The sequence below is a fragment of the Micromonospora sp. MGP-C2 genome, from assembly GCF_057766525.1.
The window spans coordinates 4,221,111-4,239,348 of record NZ_JBYMEN010000002.1 but is presented as its reverse complement, the minus strand read 5'-3'; the positions used below and the strand labels follow the sequence as shown (position 1 = coordinate 4,239,348).

14 protein-coding genes are annotated in these 18,238 nt (G+C 70.2%); 6 read left to right on the top strand and 8 right to left on the bottom strand.

The annotated features are described in order from the left end of the window. The first annotated feature begins 25 nt into the window (after window positions 1-25). Entirely contained in the window at window positions 26-1,576 is a 1,551-nt protein-coding gene (locus AC3CF1_RS19390) for a glycosyltransferase family 87 protein (protein ID WP_354983243.1), read from the top strand. On the opposite strand, the gene AC3CF1_RS19385 is transcribed toward AC3CF1_RS19390, so the two are convergent. Both AC3CF1_RS19385 and AC3CF1_RS19380 read right to left on the bottom strand, forming a co-directional pair. Further along, window positions 1,533-3,977 carry a hypothetical protein gene (locus AC3CF1_RS19385; protein ID WP_488450982.1) on the bottom strand — a complete coding sequence of 815 codons (2,445 nt, stop codon included), beginning with the start codon at window positions 3,975-3,977 and terminating at the stop codon, window positions 1,533-1,535. The two genes, AC3CF1_RS19390 and AC3CF1_RS19385, sit on opposite strands and share 44 nt — an antisense overlap. Then, entirely contained in the window at window positions 3,974-4,765 is a 792-nt protein-coding gene (locus AC3CF1_RS19380) for a deoxyribonuclease IV (protein WP_099849454.1), read from the bottom strand. Before AC3CF1_RS19380 ends, AC3CF1_RS19385 begins: the two co-directional genes overlap by 4 nt. A gap of 635 nt (window positions 4,766-5,400) precedes the next feature. Between AC3CF1_RS19380 and rpsF the strand changes: the two genes are divergently transcribed. The 4 genes from rpsF (at window position 5,401) to rplI (ending at window position 7,057) form a co-directional block, all read left to right on the top strand. Further along, window positions 5,401-5,691 (top strand): 30S ribosomal protein S6, encoded by a 291-nt coding sequence (rpsF, locus tag AC3CF1_RS19375; RefSeq protein WP_036391391.1) that lies wholly within the window; start codon window positions 5,401-5,403, stop codon window positions 5,689-5,691. Window positions 5,692-5,771: 80 nt separating this feature from the next. Further along, entirely contained in the window at window positions 5,772-6,314 is a 543-nt protein-coding gene (locus AC3CF1_RS19370) for a single-stranded DNA-binding protein (protein WP_172862133.1), read from the top strand. 60 nt (window positions 6,315-6,374) lie between these two features. Next, window positions 6,375-6,596 (top strand): 30S ribosomal protein S18, encoded by a 222-nt coding sequence (rpsR, locus tag AC3CF1_RS19365; protein WP_030487688.1) that lies wholly within the window; start codon window positions 6,375-6,377, stop codon window positions 6,594-6,596. A 14-nt stretch (window positions 6,597-6,610) separates the two neighbouring features. Further along, the gene (gene rplI, locus AC3CF1_RS19360) at window positions 6,611-7,057 is read left to right on the top strand and encodes a 50S ribosomal protein L9 (protein WP_088950772.1); all 447 of its coding nucleotides are present in this window, start codon (window positions 6,611-6,613) and stop codon (window positions 7,055-7,057) included. A gap of 157 nt (window positions 7,058-7,214) precedes the next feature. On the opposite strand, the gene AC3CF1_RS19355 is transcribed toward rplI, so the two are convergent. Then, the gene (locus AC3CF1_RS19355; RefSeq protein ID WP_488450981.1) at window positions 7,215-8,747 is read right to left on the bottom strand and encodes a hypothetical protein; all 1,533 of its coding nucleotides are present in this window, start codon (window positions 8,745-8,747) and stop codon (window positions 7,215-7,217) included. Window positions 8,748-9,144: 397 nt separating this feature from the next. Here AC3CF1_RS19355 and dnaB point away from each other — a divergent pair, with 397 nt between their 5' ends. Then, a complete protein-coding gene (gene dnaB / locus AC3CF1_RS19350; protein ID WP_488450980.1) occupies window positions 9,145-11,967 on the top strand; it encodes a replicative DNA helicase in 2,823 nt (940 codons plus the stop codon). Window positions 11,968-11,990: 23 nt separating this feature from the next. Here dnaB and AC3CF1_RS19345 read toward each other — a convergent pair whose 3' ends face one another. From AC3CF1_RS19345 to AC3CF1_RS19325, 5 genes are all read right to left on the bottom strand, one after another. Continuing rightward, window positions 11,991-12,668, bottom strand: a complete 678-nt coding sequence (locus AC3CF1_RS19345; RefSeq protein WP_355160325.1) for a maleylpyruvate isomerase N-terminal domain-containing protein — start codon at window positions 12,666-12,668, stop codon at window positions 11,991-11,993. A gap of 107 nt (window positions 12,669-12,775) precedes the next feature. Further along, window positions 12,776-13,147: a TFIIB-type zinc ribbon-containing protein gene (locus AC3CF1_RS19340; RefSeq protein ID WP_088950768.1), complete on the bottom strand. Its 372-nt coding sequence runs from the start codon at window positions 13,145-13,147 to the stop codon at window positions 12,776-12,778. A gap of 22 nt (window positions 13,148-13,169) precedes the next feature. Then, window positions 13,170-13,802: a phosphoribosyltransferase gene (locus AC3CF1_RS19335; protein WP_141911918.1), complete on the bottom strand. Its 633-nt coding sequence runs from the start codon at window positions 13,800-13,802 to the stop codon at window positions 13,170-13,172. A 41-nt stretch (window positions 13,803-13,843) separates the two neighbouring features. After that, window positions 13,844-15,187 carry a glycosyltransferase family 87 protein gene (locus AC3CF1_RS19330; protein WP_354983249.1) on the bottom strand — a complete coding sequence of 448 codons (1,344 nt, stop codon included), beginning with the start codon at window positions 15,185-15,187 and terminating at the stop codon, window positions 13,844-13,846. 49 nt (window positions 15,188-15,236) lie between these two features. Next, the gene (locus AC3CF1_RS19325) at window positions 15,237-17,768 is read right to left on the bottom strand and encodes a putative bifunctional diguanylate cyclase/phosphodiesterase (protein ID WP_488450979.1); all 2,532 of its coding nucleotides are present in this window, start codon (window positions 17,766-17,768) and stop codon (window positions 15,237-15,239) included. Window positions 17,769-18,238 lie beyond the last annotated feature (470 nt).

Here is an 18,238-nt window from a genome sequence, read left to right as displayed (position 1 = left end):
CCGTCGTACGGCAGGATGCCTCTTCATGAGCACCCAGTCGACGCCCGGCATCGACGACGCCGGTACCACCGACCACCCGTCCCGCTCCGACGGGTTCGTCCGCGGCATGTCCAGCGCGATCGGCGGCCCGCTGGGCGACCACGCGACCGCACTGGACCGGCCGGCAGGCCAGGAACGTCGCTTCTGGACCGCGGTCCGGATCGTGCTGGCGCTGGCGTGTCTCACGCTCGCGCTGCACTGGGTGCAGAAGTCCCCCTGCCAGGACGGCGCCTGGCAGAACAACGTCCAGTACACCCGGTTCTGCTACACCGACGTCCTCGCCCTCTACTACGCCGAAGGGCTCAACGAGGGCAAGGTGCCCTACCGTGACCACCCGGTCGAGTACCCGGTGCTGACCGGCTACTTCATGGGGGCGCTGGGCCTGCCGGTGCACGCGATCGGCGAGGACGACCCGAGCATCAACCAGGCCCAGTGGTTCTACAACCTCAACGCGTTGGTGCTGGGCGCCCTCGCGGTGGCCACCGTGGCGGTGATCCTGGCCCTGCGCCGCCGACGACCCTGGGACGCCGCGTTGTTCGCGCTGGCCCCGGCGCTGCTGCTCACGGCCACCGTCAACTGGGACCTGCTCGCCATCGGGCTGGCCGCCTTCGGTCTGCTGGCCTGGGCTCGGAAACGACCAGCCGTGGCCGGCGTGCTGCTGGGGCTCGCCGGTGCGGCGAAGCTGTGGCCGCTGTTCCTGCTCGGGCCGCTCCTCGTCCTGGCGCTGCGGGCCGCCCGGATCCGCGCCGCGCTCATCACCACCGGCACGGCGATCGCGGCTTTGGTGCTGGTGAACCTGCCGACCGCCCGGGCATACCCGGAGAACTGGGACCGGTTCTTCGAGCTGAACACCACCCGGCCCATCGACTGGGGCACGCTCTGGTACATCGGCCGCTACCTGGACGGCAAGGTCGGCAACGACCCCGGCCAACTCGGGCCGTTCGAGTGGCTGAACGCCAACATCCCCGCCCTCAACACCATCTCGTATGCGCTGTTCGGGTTGGCCTGTCTCGGTGTGGCCGCGCTGACGCTGCGGGCACCGCGTCGCCCGCGGCTGGCGCAGGTCGCCTTCCTGGTGGTCGCCGCGTTCCTCATCTTCAGCAAGGTCTGGTCTCAGCAGTTCGTGCTGTGGCTGCTGCCGCTGGTGGTGCTGGCCCGACCCAAGTGGGGTGCCTTCCTGGCCTGGCAGATCGCCGAGGTCTGCTACTTCGTCGCCTTCTACGGAGAGCTGCTCGGGGCGGCGACCAGCCGTCCGGTCTTTCCGGAGGGGGTGTTCGTGCTGGCCTCGACGTTCCGGCTGGCCACCGTGGTGGTGCTCTGCGTGCTGGTCGTCCAGGAGATCCTGCACCCCGAGCGGGATGCGGTCCGGGCGACCTATCCGGACGACCCAGACGGTGGTGTCCTCGACGGCGCACAGGATGTGTCATGGCGGGACCGCTGGCAGCGCTTGCGGGCGGCGGCCACGCGGTCGGGCCGCCGCCTGACCCGGCGGTTCAGAGTCGGTAGACCACGGCTCCGTCGATCTCCTGTCGGCTGATGCCCAGCGATTCCACCGGCGCGTCGATGGTGATCTCCCACGGAGTGCCCACCACCTGCCCGCGCAGCAAAACCACGGAGCGGACCCCGAGCGTGCGCAGGTAGTCGACGCTGGTCTGGTCGGGGAACGACTGGCTCACCCGACGGACGTCGTCGAGCTGGCGCGGAGTGAAGCCGCTGCCGCCATTGACCACGTCGGGGAAACCGCTCGTCGACCACAGCATCACGTGCTGGTCCAGGCTCTGGTTGCTCGGCAGCACCAGCAGCGGCCCCTCGGCGGAACGCATCGCTGCCGGCTGGGTCGGCACCACCGGATGCGGCGTGGTGTTCAGGCCCTCGACGGCGACCAGCAGCAGCGGCAGCAGGGTGGCCGTCCGCAGCCACGGCCCCGGCCACGACGGGATCCGCTGCGCGGTCAACTCACGGACCCGGTCGGTGAGCGCGGTGACCGCGCCCGCCGCGAGCAGACCCAGCAGTAGCGTGGTCCACAACATCAACCGACCGGGGGTACGCAGTCCGTTCCAGCCCGGCAGGTGCTCGAAGAGCGGCACGTAGGTGAAGGTGCCGTCGAAGAAACGGGTGCCCATCGCGAAGGCCATCGTCCCCAGCACTCCGGCGAGCAGCAGCAGTCGGTGCCGCAGCCGCCAGACCGAGAAGAACAGCCCACCCGCGGCCAGCGCGTAGAGCACGAACCCGGGCAGCAGGGTCATCTCCGGGTGCCACGGCAGCGCCGCGCGTGCCCCCTCGTGCAACCCACCCCAGATCCGCGACTCAGCCGGTGCCGTCACGAAACCCGACGCCGGCGGCGAGAAGATGCTGATGTCGTCGATGGTCCGCTCGGCGTACGGGTGCAGCTCGGTCACCTTGAAGAACGGGAACGCCATCAGCAGACCCACACCGGCGAAGAACAACCCGCCGAGCAGGTCCGCGAGGAACAACCGGCGACCGAAGGGCGCGGCCTGGCCGGTGCGCAGCCGCCGCGCGTAGTAGAGGACGGCGGTGACGATCACCGCGCAGGCCAGGAAGTACGCGAACGGCAACCCGATACCGAAACCGAGGCTGAGCTGCCAGGCCGCCACCAGCCAACCGGCGTAGACCCATCCGTCGTGTCGGCGCTCGGGCCGGTAACCGTGCCGCAGTGACCAGCCGTGCCCGCGGGCCAACATCGCCAGCGCCAACGGAATCCCGCCGTTGGAGAGCACGTGCAGGTGCCCGGCCTGGGCCAGCAGCCACGGCGCGTACGCGTAACTGACGCCGGCGACGGCGGCGCCGATTCGGCCAGCCCCGAGCTGCCGGGCCAGCGCGTACGCCCCGAGCGTGGCGAGCGCGTGCGCCAGCACGAACATGATGTTGTAGCGCAGCACAGCGTCCTCGGGGCCGCTGCCGAGCATCCCGGCGGGGGCGTACCCGAGCAGGGTGTCGGAGAACGCGAAACTCCACAGCTCGGGGAAGAACGTGTTGGACTGCCACAGGCGCGCCGGTTCAGCCAGCAGGATGTGCCCGGACCAGGCCATCTGCCAGGCCTGCAGGCTCGGGTCCCAGTAGTCCTGCGGGAGCGTGTAGCGGGGATAGCGCAACGTCGGCCACGTCATCAGCACAGCCAGTGCCAACGCGCCGAGGGTGGCCAGGGTCCACTCGTGGATCAGGAACCGGCCGACGGCTCCGCCCGCCCGGGTGACGATGGAAGGCCGCGGCTCCGGAGCGGAGGCGAACGCCTCCCAACGATCGGGGTCGTCCGGCTTGGCCTCATCGGTCTTGGTGTCACCGTCGGGCTTTGCCTGGCCGCCGGTCCTGCCCGCTCGCCTGCCCCTACTCCACCACCTGCCCTTGCCCGCTCCTGTGCCCTTGACCGGGACGTCTTCCGAGCCGCCGTCCGTGCCGTCCTTGGCCGGGGCGCCGTCTTTGCCCGCGTTGGTCGTGCTGTCGGCCTTGGCGGTGCTGTCGGCCTTGGCGGTATCGCCGTCCTTGGTCGTGCTGTCGGCCTTGGCGGTGCCGTCCTTGGCCGGGCTGCCGTCCTTGGCGGTGCCGTCCTTGGCGCTGCCGTCGCTGGTTGCGGTGCCACCCTCGGTGCCGCCCGTGGCCGCGCTGCCCTTCCGGCCGTCGCCCTCACCGGTGGCGGCGTCCCCGGCGGTTTCCTCCTTGGCGCCGCCACCCTTCGAGGGCTGCGGGTCGCCGCTCGTGGTGGCTCCGGTCGTGCCGCCGTCGCTCGACCGCGGCTGGTCGGCGACGGCCCCCGCGCTCGGCGCGGTGGTCTCGGCGGTCGGCGCGGAAGCCTTGCCGGAGGCGTCGGAGGTGCGAGCCGGCTGGGCCGGGGTGCCCGAGGCGGAGGCGGATCGGGTCTCGGCGTCCGTGCCGGTGGGGGTGGGCCGGGCCTTCCCGGTCCCGGGCTGTCCGGTCGTCATGCTGCCGGGCTCGCCGTCCCGAGCTGCTGGCGGAGGAAACCGATGTCCGCTGTCTGGCCCTCCACGCCGCCCGGTGTCTCGACGACCACCGGGGCCCCGGCGGCCCGGATCACCGCGACGACCAGCTCCGGGTCGATCGTGCCCCCGCCCAGGTTGTCGTGGCGGTCCTGGCCCGAATTGAACGCGCCCTTGGAGTTGTTGGCGTGCACCAGGTCGATCCTTCCGGTGATCGCCTTGACCCGGTCGACGAGGCCGAGCAGATCCTCGCCGCCCGCGTACGCGTGGCAGGTGTCCAGGCAGAAGCCGACCTCGTAGTCGCCGATGGCGTCCCAGAGTCGGGCGAGCGCGTCGAGTCGCCGGGCGCACGCGTTGTCGCCGCCGGCCGTGTTCTCGATCAGGACCGGCACGCCGAAGCCGCCGGAGTCGGCCGCGTACGCGAAGGTCTTGCGCCAGTTGTCGAAGCCGACGGCCAGATCGTCCCCGGCGTTGACGTGTCCACCGTGGACGATCAGGCCTTTGGCGCCGATGGCGGTGGCCGCGTTGGCGTGCCCGAGCAGCAGCTTTCGGCTGGGAATCCGGATGCGGTTGTTGAGGGTGGCCACGTTGATGACGTACGGCGCGTGCACGTACAGGTCAACCTCGGCCGTGCGCAGCTGCTCGGCGTCCTCCCGGGGCTTGGGTGCCTTCCATCCCTGTGGGTCGGCGAGGAAGAACTGCACGGTGTCGGCGGACCGGGCGGCCGCCTCCGCCAGCGGGTCGGTCGAATCGACGTGGGCTCCGATACGCATGCGAGCGAGCCTACGTCGCGACCCCGACTGGCGGGGTGACGGCCGGGGCGGTGTCGCGTGCGGTCGCGTCACCGGACGGACCGACGATCGTTGATGGAATTGAACCGGCGACCAGCACCCGGTGCCGCCAGCGACGCAAGCCCGCAGATGGCGACCGGAGGTCGACGGCCGACAGCGAGGTCACCTCCGCCGTGCGGCCCGGCGTGGCGGAGGGGACCCTTCGCACAGCGATCGCCCACCGATGAAGAATCTCGGCAATTTGTGCTTTTTCCTCCGACAAGGTACGAGTGCCGTTGTATCGTCAGGTAACAACACGATAAAGCTCCGCGGGGCGTCTTCGGTCCAACCTCATCGGTGTGGTCGTTCCTCCCCAGGTCCCACCCAAGGAATGCGGACCAGACGCCCCGCGGCCTCGTAGACGGGGGTCCACCATCGGCCGGATGACGGTCGAATGGGGGCCCCCGTCGGTCTGTCCGGGCGCTGACCCGACCACCCCGGGCATGATCGTTCGGACCGGGTATCCTGGTCAGGTTGTCCGCGTCCGGTCGGGTTCCCCTGGCATGTGCGGGCAGCGACACAAGACCTCCTGCCACGGAAGGACCGTGGCCGCTTAGCCCACAGGAGGTGAGCACGTCTTGCGTCACTACGAACTAATGGTCATCCTCGACTCCAGCCTCGAGGAGCGCACCGTCGCACCGTCGCTCGACACGTACCTGAACGTGATTCGGACCGCGGGTGGCTCGGTTGAGAAGACCGACGTGTGGGGCCGCCGGCGCCTCGCGTACGAGATCAACAAAAAGGCCGAAGGCATCTACGCCGTCATCGACCTGCAGGCCACGCCTGCTGCGGTGGCCGAGCTGGACCGTCAGCTCCGGCTCAACGAGTCCGTGCTGCGCACCAAGGTCATCCGACCGGAAATGCGCTAGAGCATCCAACCCCGGTTCGTCCGGATCAGCCTCCGCGACTCTGTCGTACGGCTCTGCGAGCCTGTACGACGAGACGCTGAGTGCGCGAGGAGATGGTCATGGCAGGAGACACCACCATCACGGTCATCGGCAATCTGACCGATGACCCCGAGTTGCGGTTCACCCCCTCCGGGGCTGCGGTCGCCAAGTTCCGAGTCGCTTCGACGCCCCGTTTCATGGACAAGGCGTCGAACGAATGGAAGGACGGCGAGCCGCTGTTCCTCGCATGCACCGTCTGGCGGCAGGCCGCCGAGCACGTCGCCGAGTCGCTGCAGCGCGGCGCTCGGGTGATCGTGTCGGGCCGGCTGCGTCAGCGGTCGTACGAGACCCGCGAGGGTGAGAAGCGCACTGTCATCGAGCTTGAGGTCGACGAGATCGGCCCGTCGCTGCGCTACGCCACGGCGAAGGTGCAGAAGATGTCCCGCTCCGGCGGCGGTGGCGGCGGCTTCGGTGGCGGCGGTGGCGGTGGCAACCAGGGTGGCGGCGGAGGCAACTTCGACGACCCCTGGGCTTCGGCTGCTCCCTCTCCCTCTCCCGCGCGTGCCGGTTCGGGCACCAATTTTGACGAGGAGCCACCGTTCTAATCGGCGCCTAGCGCTCGCGATCGCAAACCAGGAGCACGTGCAACGGCCAAGGCTGCGGCACTGCGCAAGCCCAAGAAGAAGGTGAACCCGCTCGACAAGGACGGGATCGCCTACATCGATTACAAGGACACCGCGCTGCTGCGCAAGTTCATCTCCGATCGCGGCAAGATCCGCGCTCGTCGGGTGACCGGCGTGACCTCGCAGCAGCAGCGGCAGATCGCCCGTGCGGTCAAGAACGCCCGTGAGATGGCGCTCCTGCCGTACACGGCCACCACCCGCTGAGAGGAGGCACCGATATGAAGATCATCCTGACTCAGGAAGTGTCCGGCCTCGGTGCCCCGGGCGACATCGTCGAGGTTAAGGACGGCTTCGGCCGTAACTACCTGCTGCCGCAGGGCTTCGCGATCGCCTGGACCAAGGGCGCGGAAAAGCAGGTCACGGTCATCAAGCGGGCCCGTGGGGCCCGCGAGATCCGCGACCTCGACCACGCCAACGAGGTCAAGGCTCAGCTCGAGGGTCTCAAGGTCAACATGAAGGTCCGCGCCGGCGACGGCGGACGGCTCTTCGGCTCGGTCACTCCGGCCGAGATCGTCGACGCCGTCAAGGCGGCCAGCGGCCCGGTCCTCGACCGGCGTCGGCTGGAGGTGCCCGGTCACATCAAGTCGACCGGCACCTACCCGGTGAAGATCAAGCTGCACCCCGAGGTGACCGCGTCGTTCAACCTGAACGTCGTTCAGGGCTGACGTCCGCAACACCACCACGAAGGCCCGCACCGAGCGATCGGTGCGGGCCTTCGTGCGTACGTCATCTGAGCCCGACGAGGCCCCGGTCGGTGCCCCCTGACCTGCCGGGCAGGTCAGGCGGACGCCCGGTTGGTGCCGCCCTCCCTCGCAGGGCAGGTCACCCGATCGGCTGGCCGGTCACCGCGCTGATCAACACCGTGGAGAGGCCGCCGCCCACCACCGCCGCGGCGAGCGCGATGGTCGCCGAGCGCCACGTCGTACCCACCCGACGCAGCAGCGCTGCCACCACCAGACTGCTCACCAGCGCCAGACCGAAGCGCGGCGAGCCCGCGAGCAGCGACTCCAACGCGCGCGACCGGGCCGATTCGCAGCCACCCCCGCTGATGTCCGTCACACAACCAGCCGGCGCCTGGCTGTCCAACGTCAACAACCAAACGAAGATCAGCATCGCCGGCACCAGGTAACAGGCCGCAGTGAACAGCAATGGCCGGAAGGGCCCGCCCGGATCCGGGTCGAGCAGATCGTCCTCCAGGCGCCGCGAGAAGGCACCGCTGGCCGCCGACTCGACCCGCTGACGCACCGACGCCGCCCCGACCGCAGGCCGGTCCGGCCGACGCCGTGGTGCTCCGCCACGCGGCACCGGCGCACTGCGCGGTCGCGGAGCGGTGTAACCCACCACCGGGGACCTGGGCGCCGACGTCGCCGGATCCATCCACCGGGGGTCGTCATCGGCCAGCCGCGTGCCGGGCCAGAACCCGTCGTCCCGTGCCGGCCAACCCTCCGCGGCCACGGACCGGTCCGAGCGCGGCGGCAGCGTACGGTCCCACTGGTCGTCCTCGATCGCGGACCGCTCCCACTGGCCGGTGCGGTCGGACCGCTGCCAGCCACCGACGCTCTCCACAGCCGACCACTGCCCGCTCAGATCCGTGACGTCCGCCCCGGCGGCCGGCGGCCACGCGTGCACGCCCGAGGCATCCCAGGGATCCACAGCGGGCGGGTACGACGGCTCGGGCTCAGCCACCCGGTCGGACCCGCGCACCCACGGGTCGGCCGCCGGACGGGACCAGGAATCCTCCGCCGCACGGCGGCTACGCCGGGTGGGGCGGCTCACGTCCGGTTCAGGGGCGGGCTCGCTCGGGGCGGACTCCAGATCCCCGCCCGACCAGATCACCTGAGGACGGCCGGCGGGGGCGCGGCGGGGGCGACGGTCCTGGATCGCACCGGAGACCGGCTCGTCCTCCCCGGCGTCGGCGCGTCGACGGCCGGCGTACCCCTGGTCCTGCGGGCGGTCGAGCGTCCACTCCCGAGTGTGGTCGGAGTCCGGGCCGGCACCGATCGCCGCCTGTTCGCGCCAACCCGCCTCGCTGCGCCGACCTCGGCCGCTCGGCGCCTCGGCCGAGCGTCGGCCGGCAGCGGAGGTGGGCCGCTCGCGTTCGTCCTCGTCCGGTGCAGCGTGACGCCCGCCGCCGTCAGCGTGCCGGACACCCGACTCCAACGCCCACCGGGGCAGGTAGGCGTCGACGGGCTCGTCCTGGCCCCGGTCCAGTGCACGCCGCCGACTGGAGGTGCGGTATCGCCCATCCTCGTCGTACGGATCGACCGGAACGGACGCCGCGCGTTCGCCCCACGAGGCGGTCGGCTGGCGCTCGCGCGGGCTGCCATCCCCGCGTCCCCAGTCCCGGTAACTCACGGCCGGAGTGTGACCCTTCTGAACCGAAAGCGGAATCCGCTGTCCAGGTGTAGCCGTTCGCTGGAGATAGTACGGGACGATCGTGTCACAGGCCCGACCGAAATATCTTCCTCCACAGGCTGGGGAGCATGTTTCCGCAGGTCAACGAGTTATGGCGAAGAATTCCCCAACAGTTTTCCACAGGCTGTGCACACGCCGCGCACATGCTGTCCCCCGGCATCCACAGGTTGTCCCAAGGCTCGTCCACCGGCGTTGTTGAGTCTCTGACCTCGGGGTCCGTATGGTTGGCCCTCGACCGCCGGCGCGATGGCCCCCGATCGACCGGCCCGGTCGGACGGAAGTGTCGCACCCCAGCGGTAGAGCTGGAATCAGATCCGGCGCAGTGGAGGGGGGACCCGTGTCGGTCACCGACGACATGCGGGCAGAGTCACGCTCCGGCGGAGGCCAGCCACCTGCGCCGCGGGACGGCCATTTCGACAAGACTCCGCCCCAGGACGTTGCCGCCGAGCAGTGCGTCCTCGGCGGCATGCTGCTCTCCAAGGACGCCATCGCCGACGTCGTCGAGATCCTCAAGACCAACGACTTCTACCGGCCGGTGCACGCCACCATCTTCGACATCATCCTGGACATCTACGGCCGGGGTGAGCCGGCCGACTCGATCACCGTCGCGGCGGCGCTCGCCGACTCCGGCGATCTCGTCCGCATCGGTGGCGCGCCCTACCTGCACACCCTCATCGCCAGCGTGCCCACCGCCGCGAACGCGGCCTACTACGCGCGGATCGTCAGCGAACGGGCGGTGCTGCGCCGTCTGGTCGAGGCCGGCACCAAGATCGTGCAGTTGGGCTACGGCACCGCCAGCGGCGGCAGCCGCGACGTGGACGACGTCGTGGACCTCGCCCAGCAGGCCGTCTACGACGTCACCGAACGCCGGGTCAGCGAGGACTTCGCGATCCTGGCCGACATGTTGCAGCCCACGCTGGACGAGATCGAGGCGGTGGGGGCGACCGGCGGCATGATGACCGGCGTGCCGACCGGCTTCAGCGACCTGGATCGACTGCTCAACGGCCTGCACGCCGGCCAATTGATCATCGTGGCAGGCAGGCCGGGTCTCGGGAAGGCGCTCGCGCTTGACACCCCGCTACCCACGCCTGACGGCTGGACCACGATGGGCGAGGTCAAGGCGGGCGATCAACTTCTGGCGGCAGACGGCAGACCCACCACGGTCACACACGCCTTCGACGTCATGCACGACCGCCCCTGCTACGAGGTGGAGTTCTCCGACGGCACGGTCATCGTGGCCGACGCGGAGCACCTGTGGAAGACCACCAGCCGGGCTGGTCGGCGGCAGGGGCCGGCGCGGCGAAGGCGACACTGGCCCGAGTCGTCACTCGCCAACGTACGTGCGGCACACGAGCGGCTGAGCGCCCAACGGAATCAGCCGATCACGCTCTTCGACACGATTGAGCAGGTGGGGCCGGAGTTCCGGCATGTCCTGCACACCGTCGCCCACGAGGTCGGGTCGGTTGGCCGGATCAGCCGTCCCACCGTCCGCAACGGCAAGCCGCAGAACTGGACTGCGCCCGGCTATCCGGCCGGGCCGCTTCTGAGCGCGCTCCTCGAACGAGCCGAGCGGGAGGTCAATGCCGGCAGCCGGGCCGACCACGACGGCGTCGTCACCACTGCCGAGATCGCCGCTACGCTGCGTACTGACACCGCCCAGCGGCGGCTCAACCATGCCGTACGGAACTGCGCTCCCATCCAACTCCCGGACCGTGAGCTGCTGGTCCCGCCCTACACCTTGGGGGCGTGGCTCGGTGACGGGCACAGCGACGCCAGCCGCTTCACCACGGCAGATCCGGAGATGGTCACGCACGTCGAGGCTGACGGCTTCGTTGTGCGGCCCAGCGGGCCGATGGTCTACACCATTCTGCTGCAGCCCACGTCCGCTGCTCCTCAGAACGGTTTCTGCGTGGACTGTGGTGTTTCCACCAGGGCGTTGCGTGAGAATCCAGCGACCAGGAAGTGTGCCGACTGCCGTCACCGGAACGGTTCCTTCCTCGGGCTGTTGCGTCAGGTCGGGGTAGCGGGGAACAAGCACATCCCGGGCGTCTATCTGCGCGCCTCGGAGGACCAGCGCAGGGCGTTGCTCGCTGGGCTGATGGACACCGATGGGACTGTCGCGCCCTCCGGCAACCTCCAGTACACGTCGACCTCGAAGCGGCTGGCTGATGACGTGCGCGAACTCATCGTCAGCCTCGGCTACCGCTGCACGGTCAACGCGAAGCCGGTGCGCGGCCGCACCAGCGAGTCGTCGATCGCGTACACGTTGAACTTCTCCACGCCGGACGTCATATTCCGGCTCGGGCGCAAGCGGGATGCACACGCCGCACGCCGCCGCACCACCTCCGACGTGCGAACGACCTCGCGGTTCGTCGTCGACGTCCGGCCGGTCCCCAGCGTTCCGGTGCGGTGTGTGACCGTCGACAACGACGAACACCTGTACCTGGCCAGCCGGGCGATGATCCCTACCCACAACAGCACGGCCAGCATGGACTTTGCCCGGCATGCCGCGATTCGCGCCAACCAGGCCGCCGCGATCTTCTCGCTGGAAATGAGCAAGGTCGAGATCGTCATGCGACTGCTCTCCGCCGAGGCGCGGGTGCCGCTGCACGTGTTGCGCAGCGGGCAGCTCTCCGACGACGACTGGACCAAGCTGGCCCGATGCATGGGCGAGATCAGCGAGGCGCCGCTCTTCGTCGACGACACGCCGAGCATGAACCTGATGGAGATCCGCGCCAAGGCTCGACGGCTCAAGCAGCGGCACGACCTCAAGATGATCGTGGTCGACTATCTCCAGCTGATGACGTCGCCGAAGCGCACCGAGAGCCGCCAGCAGGAGGTCGCGGACCTGTCCCGTGGCCTGAAGCTGTTGGCCAAGGAGGTCGAGTGCCCGGTCATCGCGGTCAGTCAGCTGAACCGTGGCCCCGAGCAGCGCACGGACAAGCGACCGCAGTTGTCTGATTTGCGGGAAAGTGGATCAATTGAACAGGATGCTGACGTTGTAATCCTTTTGCACCGTGACGACTACTACGACAAGGAGTCGCCGCGAGCGGGCGAGGCGGATTTCATTGTTGCCAAGCATCGAAATGGACCAACCGACACCGTGACGGTGGCAGCGCAGCTGCACCTGTCCCGTTTCGTGGACATGGCCATCGGCTGACCGGTGCGACGACCCGCCGTCGGTCAGCCGAGCAGTGGAAACCAGCCCGCCGACTCGCCCAACTCCAGCCGGTCCCGTTCGGTGAGGGGCACGCGCCCGGTGGCCTTCAGCAGGAAGTCGTGGTCGTCCCAGGCGGTGGGGCGGACGGTGTCGTCACTGAGCAGACCGTCCATGGTCGCCACCGCGACTCGTACCGCCAGTGGGCTGGGCGGGGGCGCGCCGGGCAGGTCCACGGTCAGGTCCAGGTGATGCACGACGGCCTCGGTGGTCAGGGTCGCGAGGAAATCCGGTACGCGCAGCACGTGCCCCTGCGTGGTCACGTACCCCTCGGGGTCGGCTGACGCGGCGGCGCGGACCGCCGCCGGGGCGGTCTCCTGCCAGAGCCGGACGATCCCGGTGGGACGGTCGAAGGCGGCGGCCGATCGGCGGACCCACCAGGCGTGCCGGGTGGCGTTGTCGTCACCGCCGGGAAAGTCGCGCCAGTAGCTCACGTCGTCGACGTCGGCGGGGCCGTCGACGGGGCTGGCCAGTGCGACCAGTGCCCGTTGGGCGTCGCCGAGCACGTGCAGCAGCAGGTCGGCGATGAGCCAACCCTGGCAGCGGGTGGCTCGTTGCAGGCCGGCGTCGTCCAGGCCGTCGACGGCAGCGGTGATCCCGTCGTACGCCTGGGCCAGCGCCTCGTCCGGTCGGATCACGGTCATGCGAATCACCCTGGCATGGACGATCGCGCCCCGCCAACCATCGATGGGGTGGGCGGTGTGCCCGGGCCGACACGTCGATCGACCCGGGCGGAATGTCGGCTCTGGGCTCAGCCGAACATGTCGTCGAGGAAGCCCTTGCGCTTCTTCTGCCGGTAGTGCCCGTGGTAGCCGTGGTGCTGTTGCTGCTGGTGGCCGTACGCCGGCTGCGGCGGATAGCCGTGGGCGGGCGGGGGCGGCGGGACGGCACCGTAACCGGGCGGGGGCGGCGGGGGCGGGTAGCCGGCCGGCTGCTGGGCAGGCTGCGGCGGCGCACCGGCGCTCTGTTGGCGGCTCCAGTTGGCCTCCGCCTCGAACAGCTTCTCCAGCTCGCCGCGGTCCAGGAAGATGCCTCGGCATTCCCCGCACTGGTCGATGACGACACCGCTGCGCTCGTATTGGCGCATTTCTCCGTGACACTTGGGACAGGTGAGACTACTCATCGCCCGACGGTACCTGGTGGACCTAGGCAGTTGCTGTGAGCGCCTCGGTGACTTCCTCGTCGGACACCTCGTGGAAGTCGTCGTAGTAGACGCTCACCGCGCCGAAATCCGCTGGGCGTTGGGCGCAGATGACCTGGTCGGCCTCGGCGGCGAGTAGTTCGTAGGCTTCCTGCGCGCCGACCGGGACCGCGACCACGACGCGGTGTGCCCCGAGTTGGCGGACGACCTCCACGGCGGCGCGGGCGGTCGCGCCGGTGGCCAGGCCGTCGTCGACGATCACCGCGGTGCGCCCGGTGAGGTCCAACTGTGCGCGACCGCCCCGGTAGAGGCGTTCCCGGCGTTCGAGTTCGGCCTGTTCTCGACGGCTGACCTCGGCGATGTCGTCGCTGCTGAGTCGGCTGGCGACCGCGTCGTTGAGCACCTGGACGCCTCCCGGCCCGAGCGCGCCGAAGGCGACCTCCCGGGCCCACGGCATGCCGAGCTTGCGGACGACCAGCACGTCCAGTGGTGCGCCGAGTCGTTCGGCGACGACCCGGGCGACGGGCACGCCGCCGCGGACGAGGCCGAGGACGACGACGTCGGGTTCGCCGATGAGCGCGGTGAGCCGGTCGGAGAGCACCCGGCCGGCGTCGGCCCGGTCGCGGTACGTCGTCATGTCTTCAGGTCTACGCCCTGAGGAGTCGTTCCGCCCGCCAGTTACGCGGAAGTGGCCCGACCGGGCAGGTGGTCGGGGACCGGGGTCGGCGGTGTGTCGACGGGGCGGTGCAGGGCAGGTGCCCAGGTGAGCAGGGCGAGCGGGTAGAGCAGGTAGCCGAAGCGGGTCGAGGGCATCAGGGCGATGGCGACGAGCAGCCCGTACCCGCAGATGAGCGCGGCGGCGACGGCGGTGCGGGGCGGGCGGCGGGCGAGTCGGACGGCGATGGCCACTCCCGCCGCGACCAGCAGTGCGGCGGCGATAAGCCGGCCGGCGGGCAGTGCGGTGGCGATCAGGTAGCCGGGGAAAGGGGACTGTGCGGGGCTGGTGACCAGGCCGTGGCCGAGGGGGAAGCGCAGCACGTTCTCGGTCAGCGCGTCCCGGTCGACCAGCATGGCGGGCAGGAGGGCGGCGACGGGCAGGCCGATCGCGCCGGCAGCGACCCGGGTGCCGGCGCGCCGGGTCAGACCCCAGACGATCAAAACCAGGGCGACCGGCCAGGCGAACAGCTTCAGTGCGCCGGCCAGCCCGACGGCGAGGCCGGCCCGGCCGGGTCGGTCGGTGGCGGCGAGTGCGAGGGCCAGCAGGCAGAGCGCGAGTACGGGTAGGTCGTCGCCGCCGGTGGCGAGGGTGAGTGCGCAGATCGGCAGTACGGTGGCGGCCTGCACGCCGCGCAGCAACGCGGCGTCCCGGCGGTGGCGGGTGTCGACCTGGTCGGTGGCGATCGGTGTTCTGCGCAGGGCGGCCACGGCCAGGGCGAGCGCGAGTGCGGTGCCCACCGCGAACCAGACCCGGGAGTCGGTCCACCAGGTGTCGGCCAGGGCTCTGGGCAGGCCGAACATCGCCATGCCGGGCTGGTACGGGGTGTAGCCCATGAGTTGTTCGCCGGGTGGCAGGGCGGCTATCGCGTCGGGCCCGAGGTACGGCGTGCCGTGCTCCAGGAGGCGGGTGCCGGCCTGTTCCACGACCAGCACCTCCTCCTGGGCCCGGTCGGTGCGTCCGCCGGCCCGGTCGATGCTCTGCCAGAGCAGGGGCAGCAGTGCGGTGCCCGCCCAGGCGAGACCGGTGACCGCCCAGCGGGCCGGCAGCCCGACCAGGGGTGAGGTTGGGGAGCGCCGACGCAGCAGGAGTTGGACGAGCGCCACCAGCGTCGCGACCAGGTATCCGACGGCGGCGACGGCGCCCCACGCCCGGTGCGGCAGCAGGGTCGACGTGACCGCGGTGATCGCGGCGAAGGCGGCCGAGGCGGCGTAGAGGCCCAGGTCGAGGGCGAGTCCGCCGCCAGCGGCGTCGAGCGTTCGCCAGTGCCAGCGACGGCGGCGGGCGGTCGGGTCGTCGGCGATCACGGCGCCAGTCTGGCAGACCGGCCTGCGTCGGCACCTGGCCGATGCTGGGTCAGGCGGGCAGGTGCGGGAGGCGGTCGGGGCGGGAACGGCCGGCCTGGCGGCGGTTCTGGCTCAGCCGGATCACGGCGCCGGCGTCGTGCAGTGGCGCGGCCAGGGTGCCGGGTCGGCCGCCCGAACCGCGCTGCATCGCCGCGAGCAGGGTGCCGGCCGGCATCGGCCGGGCGAACAGGTGGCCCTGGCCGGCGACGCAGCCCAACTCCCACAGGGCCCGCCGCTGCGGTTCGCTCTCCACGCCCTCGGCTACGACGTCCAGGTTGAGGCTGCGGCCCAGGTCGAGGGTGGAGCGGATGACGGCGGCGGCCTCCGCCGAGCTCTCCATCGTCGTCACGAAGCTCCGGTCGATCTTCAGCTCGTGCACGGGGATGCGGGAGAGTAGCGAGAGTGACGAGTAGCCGGTGCCGAAGTCGTCCAGCGCCAGCCGGACACCCTCGTCGCGAAGCCGGCTGAGCACCCGGTCGACGACGTCGAGCTGGCTGAGGGTCAGCGTCTCGGTCAGCTCCAGCACCAGTCGGTCCGGCGGCAGGTCGTGGGCGCGCAGGCGGGCCAGCACCGAGCCCGGGAACCGCGCGTCGAGCAGGCTGCGCGGGGACACGTTGACCGCGACGGGGACGTCGAAGCCGGCGTCGCGCCAGTTGGCCGCCGCGATCAGCGCCTGGTCGAGGATCGCCTCGGCGAAGGCCGGCAGCAGGCCCGAACGCTCCACGGCCTCCAGGAAACGCAGCGGGTCGATCATGCCGTGGGTGGGGTGGTGCCAGCGGGCCAGCGCCTCGGCACTGGTGACCTCGCCGGTGCCCAGGTCGACGATCGGTTGGAAGTTGACGACGAATTCGTGGTCGGCGACCGCCCGGGGCAGGTCGCCACCGAGGGTGAGGCGGCCAAGGTCGGCGGTGTCCCGGGTCGGGGCGTACGTGGCGATCCGCTGCCCGGCCCGTTTGGCCTGGTACATGGCGACGTCGGCGCGGCGCAGCAGCTCGGCCATGCCACCGCTGGACGGGGCGACGGAGATTCCGCCGCTGGCCTCGACGCTGATCCGCATGCCGTCCAGCTCGAACGGCTCGTGCAGGGCGGTGAGCAGGGTCTCGGCGCGGTGCGCGGCGACCGCCGGGGCCGGCAGACCTCGCAGGAGTACGGCGAACTCGTCGCCGCCGAGGCGGGCCACCAGGTCACTCGCCTGGGCCGCACCGCGCAACCGGTCGGCGACCTGCACCAGCACCTGGTCGCCGGCGGCGTGCCCCAGCGTGTCGTTGACCTCCTTGAAGTGGTTGAGGTCGATCAGCACCAGCGCGGTCACCCCGTCGGCGTGCCGGGTGCTCAACTGCTCGGTGCCCTCGTCGAGGAGGTGCCGGCGGTTGGCCAGGCCGGTCAGCGCGTCGTGCGCGGCGGCGTACGCGTGCTCGTCGGCGACCCTGGCCAGCTCGGCGTACGCCTGGGCGTTACGAACGGCGGTGCAGAGCGCGGAGGCGAAGGTGCGCAGGGTGTACTGCTCCCGCTCGGAGAGTTGCACCGGACCGCGGAAACGCAGTCGAAGTATGCCGATGTCGACGGTGCGGTCGTGTCCTTCCAGCGGTGTGGGGACGATGGTGCCGTCCACGTCGGTGGGCGTGCCGGTCGGGCCGTCGAAGGTGATGCCGCCGGTGCCGCCGCGGACGGTGCGACCGCCGAGGTGCAGCTCGATCTCGACCTCGTCGGCGGAGAACAGCTCGGCGGCCTGGGTGACGGCGGTCGTGAGGACGGCGTCGAGGTCGACCACGTTGAGCGCGTCGGTGGTGCGGGCGAGCCGCTGCCACGCCTGCTGCTCGGTGCGGCCGCGGATGCGCGCGGAGTAGGCCAGGTGCAGGCTCAGGACCAGGGGCGGAACGGCGAGGAGCAGCCGGGGGTCCGCCCAGAGGATGAACAGCGTGCAGAGGGCGACGACGAAGCGCACGCCGAAACCGGCGAGCCGGAGGTCAAGGTTGTTGAGGAACTGACGGGAAATCCGGGTGCCGGTCGCCAGCGCGATCACCGGGATGGCTAGCAGGTCGTCCAGGAGTGCGGCGACCAGGTAGATGGCTCCCAACAGGGCGATGAGGTCCATCATCCCCACGGGCGGCCATTGCCAGTGGACCGCCAGGGCGGTGGCGCTCGCTCCACCGGCGACGACGATGTTCTTGCTGACGCCGAAAGCGGTCTTGATGGAGGGAAGCTTCATGATCGCTGACGCGATACCGACGCCCACCCCGGTTGCCAGCAACACCCAGGCAGGCGGAGCCACCGCGAGCCCGATCACGATCGCCGCCTCGATCCAGGTGATTGCGTGCGTGGTCGAGCGAATGCGGATCGGCGCCTTGATGATCGTGCCAAGGGCCGTCATGCACGTCAGCGCGACGATCGTCGCCCCATCGCCCACCGAGACGGGCGGATGGGCCAGTAGATCGGCGATGGCGATGAGCGTCGGACCGATAGCCAGTACGACGATGAAGCCGACGAGCAACAAAAGTCGCCGGTCTGCGCTCGTGGTGTCCTCGGATGAAACCCGGCTCATGAGGCTCCTGTCGTTGCCGACAGTTACATGTTGACGACAGGAGCCTACCGCTGTGTATCTCTGGAATGTCAGTGCCAGTCGCTACCGCGCATTGCACGCTCCCTCCACTCTCGTACCCCGGGACTTCGTGCTGTGTCCCGGGCGGTATTTCGTGGCGAGAGCCTAAGGTGAAGTCGATGCGGTTAGCAGCAATAAATGTCGGTATGCGCAACATAAGCCAAGATAGAGGGTTTTGTAACGTTGTGTCCACGACTCCTGTGCGGAGCGCGGTCGCGCTGTTCATTCTGCAGGTGGCACGTTGCGGGTCATCGACGGAAGCTGGCGCTTGGGTCCGCGTCCCTGCCGCCTTCATCCCCCAGTCTGAACTCGCAAACTCATCGACCTCATCCGGAGTACGGCTCAGCGTAGGTCCTGCGGGATGAATTTTGCGCTACAGACCGTAATGTCGCCGTTCCGGGGTTGACGCTAAA